Consider the following 21,608-nt stretch of genomic DNA (forward strand, 5'->3'; position numbering starts at 1 on the left):
TAACAAATTAGTACGCGCTGGTGTAAATGTCACCAGCGGTAAACATTAACAGGTTTTTAAGGCCAGTTTGAACGAGAAATTTGTTTTTATTTAATACCGAATAACACACGCACCACCACGACGAACAAAATTCGTACAACTGTAAAGACACGGCAGCATTCTCCTACTTAGCATGCTGTTAGACGGTGGCTGAGCGCTGCTTTTATCCAATTAGATTTATCTCGCTGGCTGTATTTCGCCTAGCGCAGAGTAATTAGGTTCGTGCCCGCTAGCGATCGCTGTGAGCTTTGGTAAAGCAAGTGGCAGGTAATTAAGACCCTATATACCGCGTTGTCGTTTTAAACCTTTCTGAACATTTAACCACAACTTTTATCCCGAAAGTCGGCAACTTCTATTCGGAAAATTGGGAAAAACTAAACAGCGTTAGAGATTTACTGGCTTGTAAAAACACCTTTTGGATACAAATAGAAGGTTGTTCTTCTAGTGAACTATAGCGTGTATCTAAATGCATGGTCCACCCGCCTTTCGGCATCACAGTTGGCAAGTGAAAACGCACGTCGCTATCGCTAGCGTTTACACACAAGAACCAGTGCTCGGGCTTTTGGTCGGGCTCTCTCTGGCTCATGGCACAACCCTTTATTTCAACACCAAACGCTTTGTTGTGGTGTGCATTCCAATCTTCAGACGCTTTGTCCGACCCATCCGGTTTGTACCAATTAATCTCTTTAACGTTTCTCGATAATGTAAAAGTGTCGTCATGCAACTTGAGTTCACTAAGCAGCGATGATGATTGACGTAAACGCACCACATACTGACAGAAGCTTAAAAAGTCCTGTTTACGCTTGTTTAGTTCCCAATTCATCCAGCTAATCGGATTATCCTGGCAGTAGGCATTATTGTTGCCGTTTTGGGTACGACTTAACTCATCACCACCAAGTATATGGGGTGTCCCTTGGGAAAAAATCAAAGTAGCGAACAGATTACGCTTTTGACGCTCTCGCATAGCGAGTATCTGCTCGTCATTCGTTTCCCCTTCAATACCATAATTGGCAGACAGGTTGTGTCCATGGCCATCTCGATTTTCTTCTAAGTTATCGAGATTGTGACGTTCGGCGTAGGTCACCATATCGTGCAGCGTGAAACCGTCGTGATAAGTCACATTATTGACTGACGTACTAATATGTCGCCGGCCTTTATGAAAAATATCTCGTGAGCCCATCAAGCGAGTAGCAAAGTCTGCTGTTACACCACCATCTCCCCGCCAAAACGCGCGCACTGTATCGCGGTATTTGTCGTTTACCTCTAACCATGGTGACGGGAAGTTGCCGACTTGGTAACCGTTTGGCCCAATATCCCAAGGCTCAGCGAGCAGCACCTTGTCTTTTAAAACTGGGTCGCTACTGATGGCTCTTAGTAAGCCTGATTTCTTATTGTATTCCTGCGGCTCTCTTCCTAAACAAACTGCCAAATCGAAGCGAAAACCGTCAACGCCAATTGCGGATACCCAATGACGCATGGCATCCAAGATAAGTCCCATCATAAATGGCTGGGCAGTATTCACTGTGTTACCACAGCCAGAGTGGTTGGAATAAACTAACTCTCCGTTTTTCGTTTGTTCTAGCAAATAAGCTTGGTAAGGGCAAAAACCCTTATAGGATAGAATTGGACCGCCAACACCGGCCTCTGCTGTATGGTTAAATACCACATCAACTATCACTTCTAGGCCTGCACTGTGATAAGCGTCAACCATAGACTTGAGTTCAGCGAGCGCATCAGAAACACCATAGCGAGGTTCGGGCGCAAAGAAGTTAACTGGGTTATATCCCCAATAGTTTGTTAAACCCTTATCGGTGATAAAAGGCTCTGGCATAAATGAACACAAAGGCATAAATTGAACTGTCGTTACGCCTAATGCTTTAATGTGTTTAATGACGCTGGGGTGAGCTGCACCAATAAACTTTCCCCTGTGTTCTTTTGGTACATCAGGGTGAAGTTTTGTTAACCCTTTTACGTGAGCTTCATACACCACGCGCTTGTGTTTAGGTATATTGGGCGAACTAACATGATTAGTTGCATAGTCATTATGATCTATGACTATGCACTTTGGGATCATAAACTGAGAGTCGTGCTTGTATTGCCTTGCATCCCACTTTATTGCACGGCTGATTTTTCTAGCGTACGGGTCTATAAGCAATTTGTCAGTAGGGACAGCATGTAGACCACCTTCTCCACGCTCTACACGATACCCATAGTACTGACCCGCACTTACGCCGCTAAAATGACCGTGCCAAACATCGCCAGTTTTTTCTGGCAGTGGATGTTCACTTATTGCCTCTTCAGTATCGCAATTGAAAAAGCACAATACGACCGCTTTAGCATCAGGGGCATAAACGGCAAAATTACATCCATCGTGAGTCAGTGTGGCGCCCAGTGGATGTGCATTACCCACCCCACTTTCAACAATTTGCGCTATATCTGAAATTTCGTTCACTGCGTTCTCAATCTACTTATACGCTAAGGCTATAATGCCTAAGACGGATTAACCTACATTAGCAACGTAAAAAACGGTGGCTAACGGCGGTAAAGTTATCTCTACCGAGTGACCGCGGTCATGGAAAGGAGTGTTTTGCGTGGAAACTTCACGTAAAACCTCATAGTTGCTCCCCCAGTACGCACTGTCATCGGTATTAAGTGCAAGCGATAACGTACATGCATCATCTACGCCTATTCTAAAGTTTTCACGTGGCACGGGCGTAAAATTAGACACCACATACACTTTCTGCTTTGCATCTTTTGACGTACGCACAAATGATACTATGCTTTGGTCTGCGTTACTGTGATCTAGCCATGCGAAACCACTAGGTTCGTGATCTTGCTCGTATAGCGCTGGTGTTGATGTATAAAGGTTATTGAGCGCTTTATAAAGTGTTTGAACACCCTTGTGTTTATCATAATCGAGCAGATGCCAGTCTAGGCTGCTGTCATGGTTCCACTCACGGGCCTGTGCAAGTTCATTACCCATAAAGTTAAGTTTTTTACCGGGGTGGCCATACATAAAACCGGCATAGCAACGCAGATTAGCAGTTTGCTGCCATTCATCGCCTGGCATTTTGTGCAGCATACTGCCTTTGCCATGCACAACTTCATCGTGTGAAATAGGCAGCACAAAGTTTTCATCAAATGCGTAGACCATGCTAAACGTGATATCACCATGATGATAGTTGCGATACGCTGGGTCTTTAGCGATGTAATGTAATGAGTCGTGCATCCACCCCATGTTCCACTTAAAGCCAAAGCCTAAGCCACCGTCAAAAACAGGTCGAGAAACCTTTGGAAATGACGTTGACTCTTCCGCAATGGTCATAGCGTCGGGGAAGTGCTTGTACACTTCTTCATTCATCCATTTGAGTAAACTTATAGCTTCATAGTTTTCGTTGCCACCATCCACATTCGGTATCCACTCACCATCATTGCGTGAATAGTCGAGATAAAGCATGGATGCCACTGCATCAACCCTGAGTCCATCAACGTGAAATTTGTCTAGCCAAAACAATGCGTTTGCAACTAAAAATTGACGAACTGTGTCTTTGCCGAAATCGTAAATGCAAGAATTCCAATCCGGATGCCAACCTTTTCTCGGATCTTCATATTCATAAACACAAGAACCATCAAATCGCGCCAAGCCATGGCCGTCTTCCGGAAAATGCGCAGGTACCCAATCGATAATTACGCCTATACCTGCTTGGTGGGCTTTATCGACAAAATATTTGAAGTCGTCTGGGTTTCCAAATCTACTGGTTGGTGCGAACATTCCTACGGGCTGATAGCCCCACGAACCGTCGAAAGGAAACTCGGAAATGGGCAGCAATTCAACGTGAGTGTAGCCCATATCGCTGACATAGCTTATTAAGTCATCGGCCAATGCTTTATAAGTCAGATAGCGCGCGTCCGTTTCAATGCCGGGGCGCTTCCAAGACCCTAGATGTACTTCGTAAATGCTCATCGGGCGGTTGTATTTATTGCCCTTTCGCTTTTCCATCCAAGCGCTATCATTCCACTTGTAGATGTTGTGGTCATAAATTTTCGACGCGTGCGATGGGTATTGCTCTGCGCTGAAACCTAGGGGGTCAGCTTTGTGCGGCAGGTCATGGCCGTACGCATCTTTAAGCTGATACTTGTAGCGCTCCCCATCGCTGAGTTCTGGAACGAACAGCACCCAGTAACCCATAGACGTTTTTTCCATAGGATGTAAACGGCCATCCCATTGATTGAAATCGCCAATAAGTGACACCGTACTGGCATTAGGGGCGAATACGCAGAACCTTACACCACTTACAGCTTCACCTTCTGGTGAAGCCAATGTAATCAGTTGCGCGCCAGCTTGCTCATATAAGTTCGCAGGCGAGCTGTCGATGTAATGTACAGCGTGATAAGCCTGGTCGGTAAATTGATAAGGATCGATATAAGCGCTTTCGCCTTTAGCGAGAACGCGATAAATTTCGCCTTGATACTTTTCTGGCAGTGGTGTCTCGAACAAACCATTACTGGAAGTAACGGTTGTTTCCTTTAGCGCAGGATTGCCCCATTTAATCGTTATCTCACTTGCGTTTGGGTTCCAAACACGAAGTATAGAACTTTGCTCATTTGACACTATACCTAAGTGGGAAAACGGTTGAGAACATAATACCTGTTCAAACTGCTGCGCTAATTGCATTCGCTACTCCTAGTAAAAACCCGCATTACAGCGGGTTGAATTGTGAGCTTAAATGCGTTTTAACATTTAAGCTCTATCCAGTACCGTCATGGTACTTTATCTTACTCGTTTAAGTTGCCTAGGCAACTGTCTGTTATCAATTCTTTGATAATGACAATTAACCTTGGCTTGCTTGTTTTCTAGCATGAGTAAGTTTAGACGCTAACTCATTTATATCATGTCTATCAAACATCGACTCAATATTCTCAGTTAGCTTTCTGCGCCAATTGGGGTATTCATCGAATGTACCAGGAATGTTCACCGGCTTATCCATTTCTAACCAGTCTTCTAACTGAAGGCTTAATAGCGCACTTGACCCCCCTGCCATATGCACCTGCATACCGTTATTTAAATCGCGATTCATTCCCGTGTGATTTACATCGCGACCTACATTGTCGCCAATTGAACCGTGTCCATGCAGCGTATCAAGTATCGCTTGTTTATTTTCATGGCGATCTGCATAAAGCGTTTGAAGAATTTCTTCTGTCGGATACAGCCCTATTTCTTTACCCAACTCTAAATCTAAACAGTGCCAGTAACCAATCAACGTCGGCATATCGTGAGTAGTCAAGGTTGACATCGACTGAACTGGATAATGACTAGGCGAGAAGAAACCACCGTCTTCTGCTTGTTCGAAGAAAAATACGCGGTATGAGTACACACCGTTGTCGGCGAGTTTGCTGCGAATTTCTTCGGGTACGGTGCCTAAGTCTTCACCTATAACCAAACTTTCATTACGGTGACTTTCTAGCGCTAGAATACCGAGCAAGTCATCGACAGGATAATAAACATAGCCTCCGTCTTTTGCGTGGTCGCCTTTTACTACCCACCACAAGCGAAGTAACGCCATAACGTGGTCGATTCGCAACGACCCAGAAGATGCCATGTTCGAAGAAAACAAGTCAATAATTGGCTGATAGGCTTGTTCATAAAGTTTGCGAGGGTCCATTGGAGGTAAGCCCCAGTTCTGACCAAGCGGCCCCAAGATATCCGGTGGAGCACCTACACTTGCACCTGTGCAGTAAAGGTCCTTATTACCCCAAATCTCGGCACTGCCTTCGCTCACACCTACAGCAAGATCGCGATAAAGACCTATAGTCATGCCTGCACCTGTTGCTTTATCACTTGCTACTTCAAGTTGCTGGGCAGCAATCCATTGAAGGAACAGATAGAACTTAACTTCATGCTGATTAGCGCTCTTAAACTTAGCCACTGCTGGGTTGTGGTAGTCTTTGTATTCCTGTGGAAAAACTGGCCAACCCCAGCTTTCCTTACCATCGGCTTTTAGGTGTGACTGCAGCGCATCGTACACCGCTAACATATCTAAACTCTCGCCGCCTGCTTCAACAAAAGCATTAAACGCCTTATTTTGTTTGGTGCTTTTACGAAGGTATTTAGCATCGTAAACATCAAACACCGCTTTAAGCGCTGCTAACTTCACATGGGCTACTGCTTCGTAGTCTACATGCTCAACATTACGGGCATGTTCTAGCGTAGCTCTAAACTCATCACTGTTAACTACCGTTTGCACTGATGCATCGTCGTAACCGTCAATAGCAGTTACATCGATATATAAATAGTTTAACCAGCGACGTGAGCTCGGCCCATAAGGAGAGCACGCGTTAGGGTTAGCTGGGTAAAGCGCGTGAATTGGGTTAAGCCCGATAAAATCTGCGCCAACGCCCGCGGCTTTTTCGATAAGTAGTGCAAGGTCTGAGAAGTCACCAATGCCCCAGTTCTTTTCGCTGCGAACGCAGTAAAGCTGAACACTTAGGCCCCAGATTTTTTTGCCTTCTTTAATCTCTTTCGGTGTATAGCATGCCTCTGGAGCCACAATTAAGCGAGAGCGTGCGAATTCATCATCATCTGCACTTAATGCTACATCGTGATATCCAAGTGGTAAATCCAAAGGTAGGGTTACTACGTATTCATGGAATTCAACATCATCAATGTGCGCCATTGTCGTCATTTCTTGATCAACAGGCGTAAATTGATGGGTCTGTACGTCACCATTTTCACACGTAACCGTAAGTGTATGGTCGTCGTTGACCAACTCGATGGGTAAGCGAACGGCTAAATTTATTTCTTGGGTGTTTCGTACAACTTGAACAGGATTTAAAGGCGACAACCATACCGATTTAATATCTTGTGTAATTTGTGACTGAATTTTTTCATCACTGCTGGTGTCATAGCCAAGCGTGTTTAGCAATTTCGCTTTGCTTGATTCTGCGATGGTTGCTGGTTTTCCCCATGCGTCGACGTATTGGGTTTCAATTCCGCGCATTTCAACCAGTTGTTGCAGAAGTTGTTGTGTCATGGTGTGTCATTCCTGTTATTCGGTGAAAGACGCATAGGCCAAAGGTGCAAAGTGCGTCTGCAAACAAATTTTTAACATTATTCTAGAAACAAAGGCTTCGCGATATGTGAATACGATTGCAATAGCACTTATTCGTAATTTTGCAACACTTTAGCTTTTTATTTTGCTAATTATGGCATTTTGATCCATACTTTACGTAATTTATTTTCATTTTATTTGAACAATCGGGGTACGTTATGACAATCCGCATCGGTATCAATGGTTTTGGCCGTATTGGTCGCCTAGTAATGCGTGCAGCAGCTGAGCGCAACGACATTGAAGTTGTAGCTATTAACGACTTGCTAGACACAGACTACATTGCTTATCTTTTGAAATACGACTCGACGCACGGTTTATTTGACGGTGAAGTATCAGTTGATAACAACAGTCTAGTTGTAAACGGCAAAACTATCCGTATTACTTCTGAAAGAGACCCAGCAGCGCTTAAGTGGGATGAAGTAAACGTAGATGTTGTTGTTGAATCAACAGGTCTATTCCTAACTAAAGAAACTGCAGCGAAGCACATTGAAGCTGGCGCGAAGAAAGTGGTTATGTCTGCGCCGTCTAAAGACGACACGCCAATGTTCGTAATGGGCGTTAACCAAGAAAGCTATGCTGGCGAAACTATCGTTTCAAATGCATCTTGTACCACTAACTGTCTTGCTCCACTTGCAAAAGTGCTTAACGACAAGTTTGGTATTGTAGACGGTCTAATGACAACCGTTCACGCTACAACTGCTACACAGAAAACTGTAGATGGTCCTTCAATGAAAGACTGGCGTGGCGGCCGCGGCGCGGGTCAAAACATCATTCCATCATCAACGGGTGCTGCCAAAGCAGTAGGTAAAGTAATCCCTGAGCTTAACGGTAAACTAACAGGTATGGCTTTCCGTGTACCTACTCCTAACGTTTCAGTTGTTGACCTTACGGTTAACCTAGCGAAGGCTGCTAGCTACGACGAAATCTGTGCTGCAATGAAAGAAGCTTCAGAAGGCGAGCTAAAAGGTATCATGGGTTACACTGAAGATGCAGTTGTATCAAACGATTTCTTAGGCGATGCACGCACTTCAGTCTTTGACGCTACTGCAGGTATCGCACTTACTGACACATTCGTTAAGCTTGTATCTTGGTACGACAACGAATGGGGTTACTCAAACAAGGTTCTTGACTTAGTAGCTCATATTTCTAAGTAATAAAAAAATATAGAACAAATAGTTAAACTATTTGTTCTAAAGTTGAGTTAATCTAAAGGTGCAAACATTATGTTTGCACCTTTTTTGTTGTCTCAAAAATAAAGACGGTTTTTCAGCGACACACATTTTCCCGTCGCCTATTTGTAAGTTTAGTATTCAGTCCAAGGGGGACGTATGCCATCTGTGAATTCAGTTACCGTTAGCGAGTCTAATGGTCTTACCTTTTTAGACGTAAATAACGCTTTCGCCACAGCGCGCATAAGCTTATTTGGCGGCCATATTTTATCATTTGTTCCTAAAAGTGATAACAAAGAGCGACTATGGGTGAGTCCACACGCATACTTAAATGGCGAGCGTCCAATTCGCGGGGGTATTCCAGTATGCTGGCCGTGGTTTAGTGATGACCATGGTCGCGAAAAAGGAGCCCTTCCCTCTCACGGCTTTTTAAGAACACAGGTGTGGAAGCTGGTTAACTCTGAAGAATCAGCAAACTGCACCACTATAACCCTTTCACCAAGCTTTACTCGGGCTGAGGGGTTTGAAAATGACTGCACTGTAACCATGGTTGTCGCTATCGGTGAAACTATGGAGGTATCTTTGGTCACTGAAAACACAGGGGTGGTAGCATTCGACTTTAACTGTGCTCTGCACACTTATTTTCATGTTGATGATATTCAGCAAGCAGTTATAAAAGGAATTAAGGGCGAATATAAAGACAAGCTTGACGATTGGGCGATAAAGCCTACGCCAACGCCTTACACCATTACCGGAGAAACCGACCGAATCCATCTTGCGCCCATTAAAAACGTTGATATTGAAGTAGGCGGCAATTCATTTACGGAAGTTGTCTCACAGGGCAATGATTCACTTGTTGTGTGGAACCCGTGGCAAGGTGCTGCGTCCATTTCAGATATGGACCCATTTGGCTATAAGCACATGCTATGCGTGGAGACGTCGTTAACACAAGGCAGAACATTAGCACCTGGTGAAAGTCACACTCTTAAACAGACTATTGCTCCCAAGTAAACGTGTGGCTGTATCGATGGTCTTTCGCGATGAGTGGTGCTTGCTAGCAATATCGAGTAGCGAAAGTATCTTATAAAAAAAACCTGCCAATTGGCAGGTTTTTTAAAACGTAGAGCTTAGCGACTTTTACTGCTTAGCACCTGCAACGGCTTCTTTAGCCAGCTGCGTGATGCGCGCCCAATCACCTGACTCAATCGCGTCATCTGGCGCTAACCACGAACCACCTACGCACTTAACGTTCTTAAGCGCTAAGTAGTCGTTATAGTTATTTGGACCAATACCGCCTGTTGGACAGAAGGTTACATCAGGGAAAGGACCGCTGATAGACTTGATAGCTTTAACGCCACCCGAGGCTTCCGCTGGGAAGAATTTCATGTGGGTGTAACCCGCATCTTTACCCTTCATAAGATCTGACGTTGAAGAAATACCTGGGATAAGTGGAATATCAGCATCCATACCCGCTTTAAGCAAGTCAGCCGTCATGCCTGGGCTAATAGCAAACTTAGCGCCGGCTTCAACAACCGCCTTTAGCTGTTGTGCGTTGGTTACCGTTCCTGCCCCGATCAAAGAATCAGGTACTTCTTCTGCAATTCGCTTAATTACGTCAATTGCTGCAGGTGTACGTAAAGTTACTTCTAAAACTTTAATTCCACCTTCCATTAGCGCTTTTGCCAGAGGTACCGCTTTTTCTACGTCGTTGATAACCAACACAGGTACAACTGGGCCCGCCGCAAAAATTTCCTCTGGAGAGGTTTTCCATTTTGATGTCATAATTTAGCTCGCTGTATTTTGATTCAGATATGCAGCCGCACCCAATAAACCGTGATCAGGTTCTGCAATAAGATAGGTGGGAATGTCTTTAACGTAATGCTTCATTTGCCCTTTCGCTTCAAAACGCGCTCTGAAGTCGCTGTTTTGAATAAACTCAGGGAAACGATTTGCAATACCTCCACCAATAAAGATACCGCCAGTAGTCGCCATATTCAGCGCTATATTACCCGCGAAGCTCCCCATAATTCGACAAAACTGAGTCAGTGTTGCTTCAGCTAACTCACACGTTCCGTTTAACGCCGCTTCAGTAATTTGCGCTGGCTCAGTAAAGGCTACAGGGGCAGACGCATCGTTAGCTAACGCAGTGTAGATATTGTGCAAGCCACGTCCGGACATCACTTCTTCAGCAGAAGCACGCCCCAATGTTGATTGCAAATGACGCCAAACCACAACATCGGTTTCATCAACAGGAGCGAAGTCAACATGACCACCCTCACCGTCTAATGTTTGCCAACCTGTCGAAGTCATAGTGATATGCTCAACGCCAAGGCCCGTACCTGGGCCAAAAACAGCAATATTGCCGTTCTCTTTTGGTGTGCCCTCTCCAATTTGAACAACTTGGTCTTCACTTAGCACAGGTAATGAATGTGCCACTGCAGTGAAGTCGTTAATGACAAACAGCGCATCTAGCTTGAGCTGCGAACGCAAAGCGTTTTGAGAAAAAGCCCAGCTGTGGTTAGTCATTACAACTTGGTCACCTAGCACTGGGCAGGCAATTGCAATACAACCTTGGGTAAAGTTGTGCTCTGGCATATCAGTAAAATACTGTGTAATAGCTAAATCGATGCTAGCAAAGTCATTACACATGTATTTTTTGATGTCAGTGACGCCCGACTCGGTTACTCTCGCAACGCGAATGTTGGTACCGCCGACATCAGCCACAAACTTTTGGCTCATTATGCTTGCTCCTGCGTATAAAACAGTGAACACGCTCCTTCCTCTGCACCAGTAAGGATGGCACGCATACCCGCAAACATTTCACGTCCCATTCCCACATGATGCTTCGCCAAACTTGCCGGCGCAGCTTCACGAGCAGCAAGGGTTTCGTCATCAACGTGCAAAGTTAGGGCACCGGTTTCGGTGTTGAGCTCAATAATGTCGCCTTCCTGTACCTTTGCAAGCAGGCCACCTTTATAAGCTTCTGGCGTCACGTGGATAGCAGCAGGTACTTTACCTGATGCACCCGACATACGACCGTCAGTAACAAGGGCTACTTTAAAGCCACGGTCTTGAATTACACCAAGCGGCGGCGTTAGGCGGTGAAGCTCTGGCATACCAATGGCCGATGGCCCTTGGAAGCGAACAACCACGATACAGTCTTTATCTAGCTTGCCAGATTTAAACGCGTCATCTAGTTCAAACTGATCTTCAAATACAACCGCTGGCGCTTTAATAGTGCAATGTGGAGTACGAAGCGCAGACGTTTTGATTACGCCGCGGCCTAAGTTCCCGTCAAGCACGCTCAAACCACCATCAGGTTTAAATGGTGCATCAACTGTTGCTAGTACCTCTTTATCCAGAGATTCTGTTGGGCCGTCGCGCCACTCTAGCTCGCCGTCTTTTAGCACAGGCTCTTTGGTGTATAGCTCTAAGCCATCGCCAACAATAGTTTTCACATCGTTGTGCAGTAATCCTGCGTCAAGCAGTTGCTTGATAAGCAATGACATACCGCCAGCGGCAACAAAGTGGTTAATGTCTGCTGAACCGTTAGGGTAAATACGGGTAAGTAGTGGAACCGCATTTGAAATATCTGAGAAATCGTCCCAGTTAACAATGTAGCCAGCAGCGCGCGCAACAGCGATAAGGTGCATGGTGTGGTTAGTAGAACCACCCGTTGCAAGTAGACCTACAAGACCATTTACAATGGCTTTAGCATCTACAATGTGCCCAATTGGCGTGTAGTTGTCACCAAGGTCCGTTAGGCGAGTCGCTTGAACCGCAGCGGCTTTTGTTAGCGCATCACGCAGTGGCGTACCTGGGTTAACAAACGAAGAGCCCGGTAAGTGTAAACCCATCATCTCAACCACAAGCTGGTTTGAGTTTGCTGTACCGTAGAAAGTACACGTACCAGCAGAATGATAAGACTGAGACTCAGCTTCAAGAAGTGCGTCGCGACCAACCTTACCTTCAGCAAATTCTTGGCGAACGCGCGCTTTTTCTTTGTTCGGTAAGCCTGATGGCATAGGACCGGCTGGGACAAACACCGTTGGCAAGTGACCAAACGTTAGTGCACCCATCAGAAGTCCGGGTACGATTTTATCGCAAATACCCAGCATCAAGGTGCTATCAAACATGTTATGTGAAAGCGCAATAGCTGCGCCCTGAGCAATGTTGTCACGGCTCATAAGGCTTAAGTCCATACCAGACTGGCCTTGCGTCACACCATCACACATTGCAGGTACACCACCGGCAAACTGCGCTACACTGCCTACTTCTTTTACCGCTTCGCGAATAAGCGCAGGATAAGTCTCATAAGGCTGGTGAGCAGAAAGCATGTCATTGTATGCTGACACAATAGCCACATTGGCTTTGGTCATGGAACGAAGGTCTGCCTTTTCACTTGAACCACATGCGGCAAAGCCGTGGGCCAAGTTACCGCATGATAGTACACCGCGGTGTGGGCCTTGACGGCGCGCGTCTTCAATTTTTTCTAGATACGCTTTACGCGTTTCTTTACTACGCTCGATAATTCGTTGCGTAACTTCAGCAATTTTTGGATTCATTCTTGTCTCCTATGGCGCCCACATCAGAGTCACCGGTGCTCTATTTACAACGGCAGTGATGGGCTTTTGCGCTTCGGTAGCATTTTCAATAGCGTCTAAAAGCACTTGCTTTTTCTTTTCACCCGTTAGGTGTAAAAAGATGTTTCGACTATTGAGTAACGCAGGTAGCGTTAATGAAATACGTTGATGAGGTGCTGTTGTAGGTTGAACAGCAATGCAGGTTCTGCCGCTGCTCATATCTAAGCCGTCAAGTACTTGCTCAGAACAAGGGAAAAGCGATGCAGTGTGCCCGTCTTCCCCCATACCAAGAATCAATGCGTCAAAAGGCTGTGACATGCTAGCCAAATTAGACTCGGCTGCATTTACACCTTCGTTTGCATCGTCAACATCGCTTTTCAGTTCGATAAAACGAGCTGCTGCGGCTTTATTTTGAATTAGATTGTTTTTAACTAGGCTAGTATTGCTGGCTTCATGGCCCTCTTCAACCCAGCGTTCGTCAGCAAGGGTAATATCAACCTTATCCCACTCAAGGTCGGTCTCGCTTAACTGCTTGAAAAGCGCTAGCGGTGTACGTCCACCACTAACTACTAGAGATGCGCGGCCACGAGTTTTAATACCTGTTTTAAGAATGCTTACCAAATCTTGTGCAAATGCATCGGTTAGCGCGTCAGGTGTTTCAAATGATAGAGTTGTTAACGCCATATTACTTTTTCTTCCCTGTTTTGCTTTCGTACCAGCTGCGATTCTCGCGGGCTAAAAGACCAATAGAATCTACCGGGCCCCACGTACCTGCCTGATACGGCTCAGGTGGCTCACTTGATTGCTTCCACGCTTCAAGAATTGAATCTACCCATGTCCAGGCTTGTTCAATTTCGTCTCGGCGAACAAATAGCGCCTGGTTACCAAGCATCACTTCAAGCAGTAGTTTTTCGTAAGCATCAGGAATACGCTCGTCAGCAAACGCTTCCGAGAAGCTTAGGTTAAGCTTAGATTTTTGAAGATCCATCGAGCCTGAGCTAGTTAAACCTGGAACTTTATTCATTACAGTGATTTCTACACCTTCATCAGGCTGTAGACGTATTACAAGCTTGTTAGGCGGAAGGTTTTTGAAGCTATCGCCGAATAAATTGTGCGGCTGGCGCTTGAAGTAAATAACAACTTCACTCACCTTAGTTGGCATACGTTTACCTGTGCGCAGGTAAAATGGCACGCCGGCCCAACGCCAGTTATCAATTTCCGCTTTAATAGCAATAAAGGTTTCGGTTTTGCTCTGCGTGTTTGCACCTTCTTCTTCAAGGTACCCAGGTACTTCCTCGCCTTTAACAAAACCAGACGTGTACTGACCACGTACCGTGCTTTCGTTGATATTAAACGAGTTGATAGGGCGAAGCGCTTTAAGCACTTTAAGCTTTTCATCACGAATGCTATCGGCATCTAACGTTGTTGGCGGTTCCATCGCGACCAAGCTTAAAATTTGTAACAGGTGGTTTTGTACCATGTCACGCATTTGTCCCGCATCGTCGAAATAACCCCAACGCCCCTCAATACCTACTGACTCAGCAACTGAAATTTGAACATGGTCAATACAGTTGTGATCCCAGTTTGTAGCAAAAATAGAGTTGGCAAAACGAAGCGACACTAAGTTAAGAACGGTTTCTTTACCTAGGTAATGGTCAATACGATATATTTGTTTTTCGTCGAAGTATTCAGCAACTTGTTCGTTGATAACTTTTGACGATTCCAAATCATGACCAATTGGCTTTTCAAGCACTACGCGAACGCTTGAATCGATAATTTTGCAGCTATGCAGGCCGCGACAAATGTCGCCATAAATAGCAGGAGGTGTAGCTAAGTAACACACCATGGTGCGAGTTGGGTCAACGTGGTCGTCTAAAACGCAGTAACTTTCCACATCTTTCATGTCTACGCATGCGTAATGCAAACGTGCTTTCATGCGCTCCCAAGTTTCTTCACATAAGTTCTTTTCACCAAACTTAATAAGGTTAGCGTGAACTTCTTCGATATACGCTTCAAGCTCCATTTCCTGACGCGCCACACCGACAATGGTAGTGTCTGGGTGCATCAAGTTAGCTTTTTCTAACTGATATAAAGAAGGCAATAACTTGCGTCGTGAAAGATCTCCCAGCGTACCAAAAAGTACAAAATCACAGGGCTCGTAGGAATTATCCAATACCATATTCGTCGACCTTTTAAATGTATGTGTGCGCGGCGTATTGTACAGTTATTTACAACACTAACGACTATTATTACCGTATAGTTAACACCAAATGTAGTAAAATTACAACTTGAACCAACTATAGGATCTGAATCTTTACTATTTCCCTCAGTTTACCCTGATTTAACCTGTTTGAAACAACAAATTTTGTCAAAAAATTACATTTTTCTTGTCACAGACGTCACATTGGGTACTATTACAGATGTACCTTACAATAATTTGTGCTAACCAATTGCTATATCTGTATGAACATTTTAGAAAAAATCACACAAAACCAAGCGGCATTCAGTAAATCTGAAAAAAAGGTAGCTGAAGTTATTTTAGCTAACCCACAAACAGCCATTCATTCGAGTATAGCAACCCTCGCTAAAATGTCGGATGTTAGTGAGCCCACTGTTAACCGATTCTGTCGAAGACTGGATACAAAAGGCTTTCCAGATTTTAAACTTCATTTGGCGCAAAGCTTAGCTAACGGCACGCCATATGTTAATCGTCACGTCGATGAAAATGACAGCCCAGACGAATATACGAACAAGATATTTGAGTCTACTATGGCATCGCTTGAAGTTGCCCGTCAGTCGGTTAACGTCAATGTGGTAAATCGCGTAGTTGATCTACTCACCCAGGCTCAGAAAATTTCATTTTTCGGTTTAGGTGCGTCGGCATCTGTGGCTCACGATGCACTTAATAAGTTCTTCCGATTCAACGTGCCTGTTGTGTACTTTGAAGATATCCTAATGCAGCGTATGAGCTGTATGAATTGTTCGGCCGGTGATGTCGTGGTTTTGATAAGCCATACTGGTCGTACTAAAAGCCTAGTTGAAATCGCTCAAATCGCTCGAATGAACGATGCAACAGTTGTTGGTATTACATCGGCAGAAAGCCCTCTCGCTCAAGAGTGTACCTACGTATTGTCATTGGAAGTGCCAGAAGATACTGACATGTATATGCCGATGGCTTCACGTATAGCGCAATTGACCCTTATTGACGTGTTGGCAACAGGGTTTACATTACGCCGCGGTAATAAGTTCAGAGAAAACCTCAAGCGCGTAAAAGACACATTGCGTGGGTCACGATACGAAAAACGTGGCGATTAAATCACCACTACTCTGATCATAGTCGCCTTTATTGCCGTAGCAATTAGCGACTGATGAATCCAGAAGAGCGCCTAACTGGTCGAGCCAGTTGGGCGTTTTTGTTTATTTCATTCACATTATTGTCAAATTCAACTATTATTCTGTAATAAAATTACGTAAAGCGATTACAGGCGTTCATATAATAGCCAACGCCTATCACTCTTTGTCTTTTCTAACTTAGAAACAGCGACGGAATCACATGACCAGAAGAACTAAAATTCTTGCCACCCTAGGACCTTCAACAGACTCACTTGAGAAAATTCAGGCGCTAATAGCCGCTGGCGCGAATACAGTGCGAATGAACTTTTCACACGGGCAGGCTGAAGACCACATCGAGCGAGCTAAACGCGTTCGCCAGGCTGCAAAGAACTTAGGCAAATACGTAGCTATTTTAGGTGACCTTCAAGGCCCTAAAATTCGTGTTGCCCGTTTTGCCGAGGGTGCTGTTCATTTAGATATCGGTGCTAAGTTCATCTTAGACGCTGAGTTAGGTCGTGACGAAGGTGATATCAACCAAGTAGGCATTGATTACAAAGCACTTCCTGACGACGTATCTGCTGGCGATATCCTTCTTCTGGACGATGGTCGTATTCAGCTTCGTGTGACAGGTGTTGAAGGACGCAAAGTTGTTACTGAAGTCACCGTTGGTGGTAAACTTTCAAACAACAAAGGCATTAATCGTCAAGGCGGTGGCCTTTCAGCAGACGCACTTACTGACAAAGACAAAGAAGACATTAAAACTGCAGCAAAAATCGGTGTCGATTACCTTGCAGTGTCATTCCCACGAAGCGGCGCAGATTTAAACTACGCGCGAGAACTTGCTGAAGCAGCAGGCTGCTACGCGAAAATTTGTGCAAAGGTTGAACGTGCTGAAACCGTCGCTTCTGACGAAGCCATGGACGATATTATCGTAGCCTCTGATGCTGTAATGGTAGCTCGTGGTGATTTGGGTGTAGAAATTGGCGACGCAGAACTTGTTGGCGTTCAGAAGAAGTTAATTGCCCGCTCTCGTCAACTGAACAAAGTTGTTATCACAGCGACTCAAATGATGGAGTCGATGATTGATAGCCCAATGCCGACACGTGCTGAAGTTATGGACGTAGCAAACGCTGTACTAGACGGCACGGACGCGGTTATGCTTTCAGCTGAAACCGCTGCGGGTAACTTCCCTATCGAGACGGTTGCAGCAATGGCCCGTGTTTGTGAAGGTGCAGAAACTCATCCAAGCGTTAAAATTTCTAAGCACCGCATGGATCAGAAATTTTCATCAACGAGCGAATCAATTGCACTTTCAGACTGTGTATGCAGCGAACCACCTGCCAAGCGTTAAGGCGATTGTCGGTTTGACAGAAAGTGGAACTACGCCAACCTTGATGTCTCGTATTACTACGTCACTACCAATAATTGCCATGTCTCGTCACGAATCCACGCTCAACACTATGGCATTGTGTCGTGGTGTGAAGCCAGTTTACTTTGACTCATCTAACAGCGAACCAGGCAAATTAAAGTACGATGTTATTGCTTCGCTAAAAGACAAAGGCTTAGTGAAAAGCGGTGACAGCATCATTCTTACTTATGGCGATGAAATGGAAAAAGTAGGCGCAACGAACACTTTGAAAATTGTAGAAGTTGAATAGTCTGAAACGAATATTGAAAGCGAAGCTTAAGCTTCGCTTTTTTTTGCCTGAAATTTGAATAGATTTGGAAACTAAAAACGCCCCTTACACCTTTATGATGTAAGGGGCGTTCTGGTTAATACTGTTTAGGCTAGATTGCCTGTGCAGTGTAGGTCTCTGTCTCTTGATTTATATCGTTCGCATATTGTGTAAGATGGTGGCTTATGATGTTTTCAGCCCGTTCAACGAACTCATCACGTTTAAACTTCCAACCTCTTAAATCGGCTTGTTTTGCCTGCTTAACATAAAAATCTAAGCGTGTTTTTCTAAGCAAATGCGCCTTTTTGGATAAATCAAACTCTACCAGTGATAAGGTCTGTTCAACCTTAACAATATCTGCGTGAACAGTGCGTTCTGCGTCATCGGCCGTTGCTTGGCTAACTGAAAGCTTACCCTGCCCAAACATGCCGATTAGTGCTATGACAACTGAAACAACAATAGCTGAATAAACCCACTTTAAAATGTTCATGCCTCACTCCTTGACCAACTGTGAACTGCTCATAATTTGGATAACAATTATTTGGTTAACGACTTCTATTTGGTTAACTTCTTCGGCGATGAAAAGTTAATGTATGCCAAACAGCGCGCTAATATTAATTGCTAAATGTAATTTATAATTTGAGATTGCAGCTTCTATACCACAATATATTTCTTTGAATATCAGGAAGATATGAAACAAGACTGCTACTGCAAAATGTGTATAAAGAACTTTCTACACACTTTAAGAGAATTTTTCCGTGTCTTTCCTTCAAGTTTAATTTAAGCGTTTCTAAACTTAAGTTAGTGAAATAGGCTCAAACAAACAGTAGATAAAGAATATAGTGTCTAATGCATATTTGGTATTACCAAAAAGTTTATTTCTCGCGCTAAATATCGCGACGCGCATAGACATAAGTATAAAAAAACATCGAAATCAACGGTAAAAGTGAAGGTTATATAATCACTCTCCCCTTCAGAACTCTTTAAAGTTAACGACTTGATAACATTTTGCAATTGGTTTACAAGAATGATAAATTGGCATTACAAAGTAAAAATTCAACCCAGAACTGGACTTACCAATAATATTAACTTAAGTATTAGTTGTATTGGTAAGCGATTGTCTACTAAGAGGTTTAAATGTCTAAAATAAAAACAATGCCTACTGCCTTTTCGTTATTTACCGTCTCTGTTTCCCAATGCACAAAGCCCCTGTTGACGTGCCTTCCACTACTCTTCGCTTCAGGCCTTACTAATGCTGATACACTTCCAGCTGAGAAGTTTGATTTAAGCGAATGGAAAATTACAATCCCTACAGATAAAGACAACAATGGGAAAGTTGACGAAATATCCGTAAAGGATATTCAGAGCTTTGAGCACAAAGATTTTTTCTATGTTGACGATGACGGCAATATGGTATTTGCTGCGCCTAATAAAGCGCTAACCACTCAAAATTCATCTAATACTCGTAGCGAACTTCGACACATGCTTCGCGGCTCTAACACACGCATAAAAACTCACTCCCCAAAGAATAACTTTACTGTTGCCAGCAACCCTATTTCAGATCGCTTTGCGCAAGTCGGCGGAAAATTAAATGCCACGCTTAAAGTGCAGCACGTCGCTACCAGAGCTAAATATCCCGACAAAGCGCCGGCTTTTTCAGTGGTAGTAGGCCAAATACACGCCAGTAAATGGAAGAAAAAGGTCAAAGGGTTTGGTTGGGGTAATGAACCACTCAAGATTTATTATAAAAAGTGGCCACAGCATGAAACAGGTTCTGTATTCTGGACTTACGAGCGCAACTTGCCCAAGAATGATAAAAACCGTACTGATATTGCTTATCCAGTTTGGGGAAATTTATGGACCGACCCAGAAAACCCGGGTAGCGAAGGTATTAAACTTAACGAGAGCTTTAGTTATGAAGTGAACGTTCACGGTGACGTGATGTACCTAAGCTTTAAATCAGACGGACACAAAACCGTTAATTATGCTATTAATCTTGCCAATGGGGTAAATGCTTATGGAGAGTTGGACCAACACGATCACCCCTACGGCTTTACGCTAGATTGGAATTATTTTAAAGCTGGCGCTTATAACCAGTGCAGTACTAAAGATGATGACGGCTTTTGGTACGCTGCATGTATGGGTACAGGAAACTGGGAAGAAGATAGGAAAAATGGTGACTATGTACAGGTTGCGTTTTCCAACTTAACGGTAGGTGAAAGCAGCGAACCTATTGAAACCTTCAAAGCGAACCTAATTACGCAAAAACCTGGGGCGCAAAGACCTGTGGCGAAAAGCGACAATGTGAAGATTGGCGCTACGCTAAACAAAAAAGAAGCGATATCCATAGATGCTATTCCTACTTCCGCGTTAACGGCAATAAAAAGCGTTGCGCCTAATTTTGCGATACAAGAAGTTGAGAAAGAATACAAACACGATCATGTATATCTTGATGTTGAAGGTGAAGACGCTAACGGAAATGAAATAGAATTCGATATGCTGCAAAATGGAGAGCAGTGGAAAATTGTTGAAGTACAGCGGGATTTAACTATGGAAGATTTACCTTCCGCTGTAAAAACACTTATCAATAAGCAGGAAAACTCTGACCAAGTTAGGCGTATCATTGAAAGTAAACAATACGGAACTGATATTACGATTTATGAATTTTATCTTGTGGAAGAAAATGGCACTGAATCCCGAAAAGAAATTAAATCTGAAAACGGTGAAGTTGTCCTATTGGATGAAGAGTGGAAACATTAGTTATGTCGATTTGCTAACCATTTTACCTTACTTTCGTTAGGCAAGAAAAAAGGGGCGCATGCCCCTTTTTCATAATGTCGGATGAAGAAACTTTAGTTCATTGCAGTTTCAGTAACAACACGTAAGTCACTCTCTACGTCTTTAACATCAGAAGCATTTTTAGCAATTTCTACTGCTAGGTCACGCTCAGCGTCAGAATCGACTTCGCCAGTCAGTGTTACCACACCATTTTCTACGTCAACGTCAATGTCAAAGCCTGAAATATCTGTGTCCATGAGAAGGCGAGTCTTAATTACTGTAGCAATTTTGGCGTCAGTTAATTCACTTGTGCCTTCATCTACAGTGTCTTCCATATCGTCAGACATCTCTTTGTGCATATCGTTGTCGTTAACAACAGTAAGCTTGTTATCTACAGAGGATACACCGTCGATGTTAGCTACCAACTCTTCAGCTAATTTTTTATCGACAGAGTTTTCAACCTTGCCTGTAAGAACGACATTACCATCCTTTACGTCGGTGTTAATGTCGAATGAATCTAGATTGCCATTGAACAACAGCGTAGCTTCTGCTTTACCGTCAATCCATGCGTCTTTAGCACCTTTTTCCCACTTATTGTCTGTGTCCATATCACCAGCATAAGCAGTCTGTAGTTAATGTTGTAGCAACAATCATAGAAATAATTGAACGTTTCATAACATTTCTCCTTTGTCGAAACTCACAACTACAGGTGCTAAAACCTTGCCAACATAATATCCTATTGTTTTATATACATTAATTATTGATTTTCGATTATATCGGACTTCTGGAATTTGCAAACTTTGCCTTATTTCGAGAATTTTTTACTTAACACAAGCAAACAGCGTATGCCCTATGGAAAGTGCTCTATTTATAATTCGCCGCTTAATAACCCTGAGGAAATAACACGGTGGAATTAACATT

General features: G+C 43.9%; 12 protein-coding genes and 3 pseudogenes. 5 read left to right on the forward strand and 10 right to left on the reverse strand.

Going from position 1 to position 21,608, the window contains the following annotated elements:
- Positions 1-391: 391 nt before the first annotated feature.
- From glgX to malQ, 3 genes are all read right to left on the reverse strand, one after another.
- Entirely contained in the window at positions 392-2,491 is a 2,100-nt protein-coding gene (gene glgX / locus ACYX4W_RS14895) for a glycogen debranching protein GlgX (RefSeq protein ID WP_476073683.1), read from the reverse strand.
- 48 nt (positions 2,492-2,539) lie between these two features.
- Complete coding sequence (gene glgB, locus ACYX4W_RS14900) at positions 2,540-4,714, reverse strand: 1,4-alpha-glucan branching protein GlgB (protein WP_476073684.1); 2,175 nt, start codon at positions 4,712-4,714, stop codon at positions 2,540-2,542.
- 157 nt (positions 4,715-4,871) lie between these two features.
- Positions 4,872-7,070, reverse strand: a complete 2,199-nt coding sequence (gene malQ, locus ACYX4W_RS14905; protein WP_476073685.1) for a 4-alpha-glucanotransferase — start codon at positions 7,068-7,070, stop codon at positions 4,872-4,874.
- A 236-nt stretch (positions 7,071-7,306) separates the two neighbouring features.
- Between malQ and gap the strand changes: the two genes are divergently transcribed.
- Positions 7,307-8,302: a type I glyceraldehyde-3-phosphate dehydrogenase gene (gene gap / locus ACYX4W_RS14910; protein WP_179983752.1), complete on the forward strand. Its 996-nt coding sequence runs from the start codon at positions 7,307-7,309 to the stop codon at positions 8,300-8,302.
- 174 nt (positions 8,303-8,476) lie between these two features.
- Complete coding sequence (locus tag ACYX4W_RS14915; RefSeq protein WP_476073686.1) at positions 8,477-9,328, forward strand: D-hexose-6-phosphate mutarotase; 852 nt, start codon at positions 8,477-8,479, stop codon at positions 9,326-9,328.
- Positions 9,329-9,454: 126 nt separating this feature from the next.
- On the opposite strand, the gene ACYX4W_RS14920 is transcribed toward ACYX4W_RS14915, so the two are convergent.
- Genes ACYX4W_RS14920 through zwf form a run of 5 tightly spaced genes read right to left on the reverse strand, consistent with a single transcriptional unit; the run spans position 9,455 to position 15,079 of the window.
- Positions 9,455-10,099, reverse strand: coding sequence for a bifunctional 4-hydroxy-2-oxoglutarate aldolase/2-dehydro-3-deoxy-phosphogluconate aldolase (locus ACYX4W_RS14920; RefSeq protein WP_179983754.1), 645 nt, complete (start codon positions 10,097-10,099; stop codon positions 9,455-9,457).
- A 3-nt stretch (positions 10,100-10,102) separates the two neighbouring features.
- On the reverse strand, positions 10,103-11,056 hold the full coding sequence (locus ACYX4W_RS14925) for a glucokinase (RefSeq protein WP_269918098.1): 954 nt from the start codon (positions 11,054-11,056) through the stop codon (positions 10,103-10,105).
- Positions 11,056-12,882 (reverse strand): phosphogluconate dehydratase, encoded by a 1,827-nt coding sequence (gene edd / locus ACYX4W_RS14930; RefSeq protein ID WP_476053868.1) that lies wholly within the window; start codon positions 12,880-12,882, stop codon positions 11,056-11,058. Before edd ends, ACYX4W_RS14925 begins: the two co-directional genes overlap by 1 nt.
- Before the next feature lie 9 nt (positions 12,883-12,891).
- Positions 12,892-13,584, reverse strand: a complete 693-nt coding sequence (gene pgl, locus ACYX4W_RS14935) for a 6-phosphogluconolactonase (protein WP_474856981.1) — start codon at positions 13,582-13,584, stop codon at positions 12,892-12,894.
- 1 nt (position 13,585) lies between these two features.
- Positions 13,586-15,079, reverse strand: a complete 1,494-nt coding sequence (gene zwf, locus ACYX4W_RS14940) for a glucose-6-phosphate dehydrogenase (protein WP_458730979.1) — start codon at positions 15,077-15,079, stop codon at positions 13,586-13,588.
- A 284-nt stretch (positions 15,080-15,363) separates the two neighbouring features.
- Here zwf and ACYX4W_RS14945 point away from each other — a divergent pair, with 284 nt between their 5' ends.
- Both ACYX4W_RS14945 and pyk read left to right on the forward strand, forming a co-directional pair.
- Positions 15,364-16,215 carry a MurR/RpiR family transcriptional regulator gene (locus tag ACYX4W_RS14945; protein ID WP_474806210.1) on the forward strand — a complete coding sequence of 284 codons (852 nt, stop codon included), beginning with the start codon at positions 15,364-15,366 and terminating at the stop codon, positions 16,213-16,215.
- Positions 16,216-16,453: 238 nt separating this feature from the next.
- A pseudogene (gene pyk / locus ACYX4W_RS14950) lies at positions 16,454-17,891 on the forward strand (pyruvate kinase).
- Positions 17,892-18,021: 130 nt separating this feature from the next.
- Here the strand turns inward: pyk and ACYX4W_RS14955 are convergent.
- Positions 18,022-18,399, reverse strand: a complete 378-nt coding sequence (locus ACYX4W_RS14955; protein WP_476053866.1) for a hypothetical protein — start codon at positions 18,397-18,399, stop codon at positions 18,022-18,024.
- Positions 18,400-19,064: 665 nt separating this feature from the next.
- On the opposite strand from ACYX4W_RS14955, the pseudogene ACYX4W_RS14960 reads away from it, so the two are divergent.
- Positions 19,065-20,141: pseudogene (locus tag ACYX4W_RS14960) on the forward strand (polysaccharide lyase family 7 protein); the annotation flags it as partial.
- A 620-nt stretch (positions 20,142-20,761) separates the two neighbouring features.
- On the opposite strand, the pseudogene ACYX4W_RS14965 reads toward ACYX4W_RS14960, so the two are convergent.
- A pseudogene (locus ACYX4W_RS14965) lies at positions 20,762-21,362 on the reverse strand (BON domain-containing protein).
- Positions 21,363-21,608: the final 246 nt, after the last annotated feature.

Source organism: Alteromonas sp. ABH4_454 (assembly GCF_056311775.1).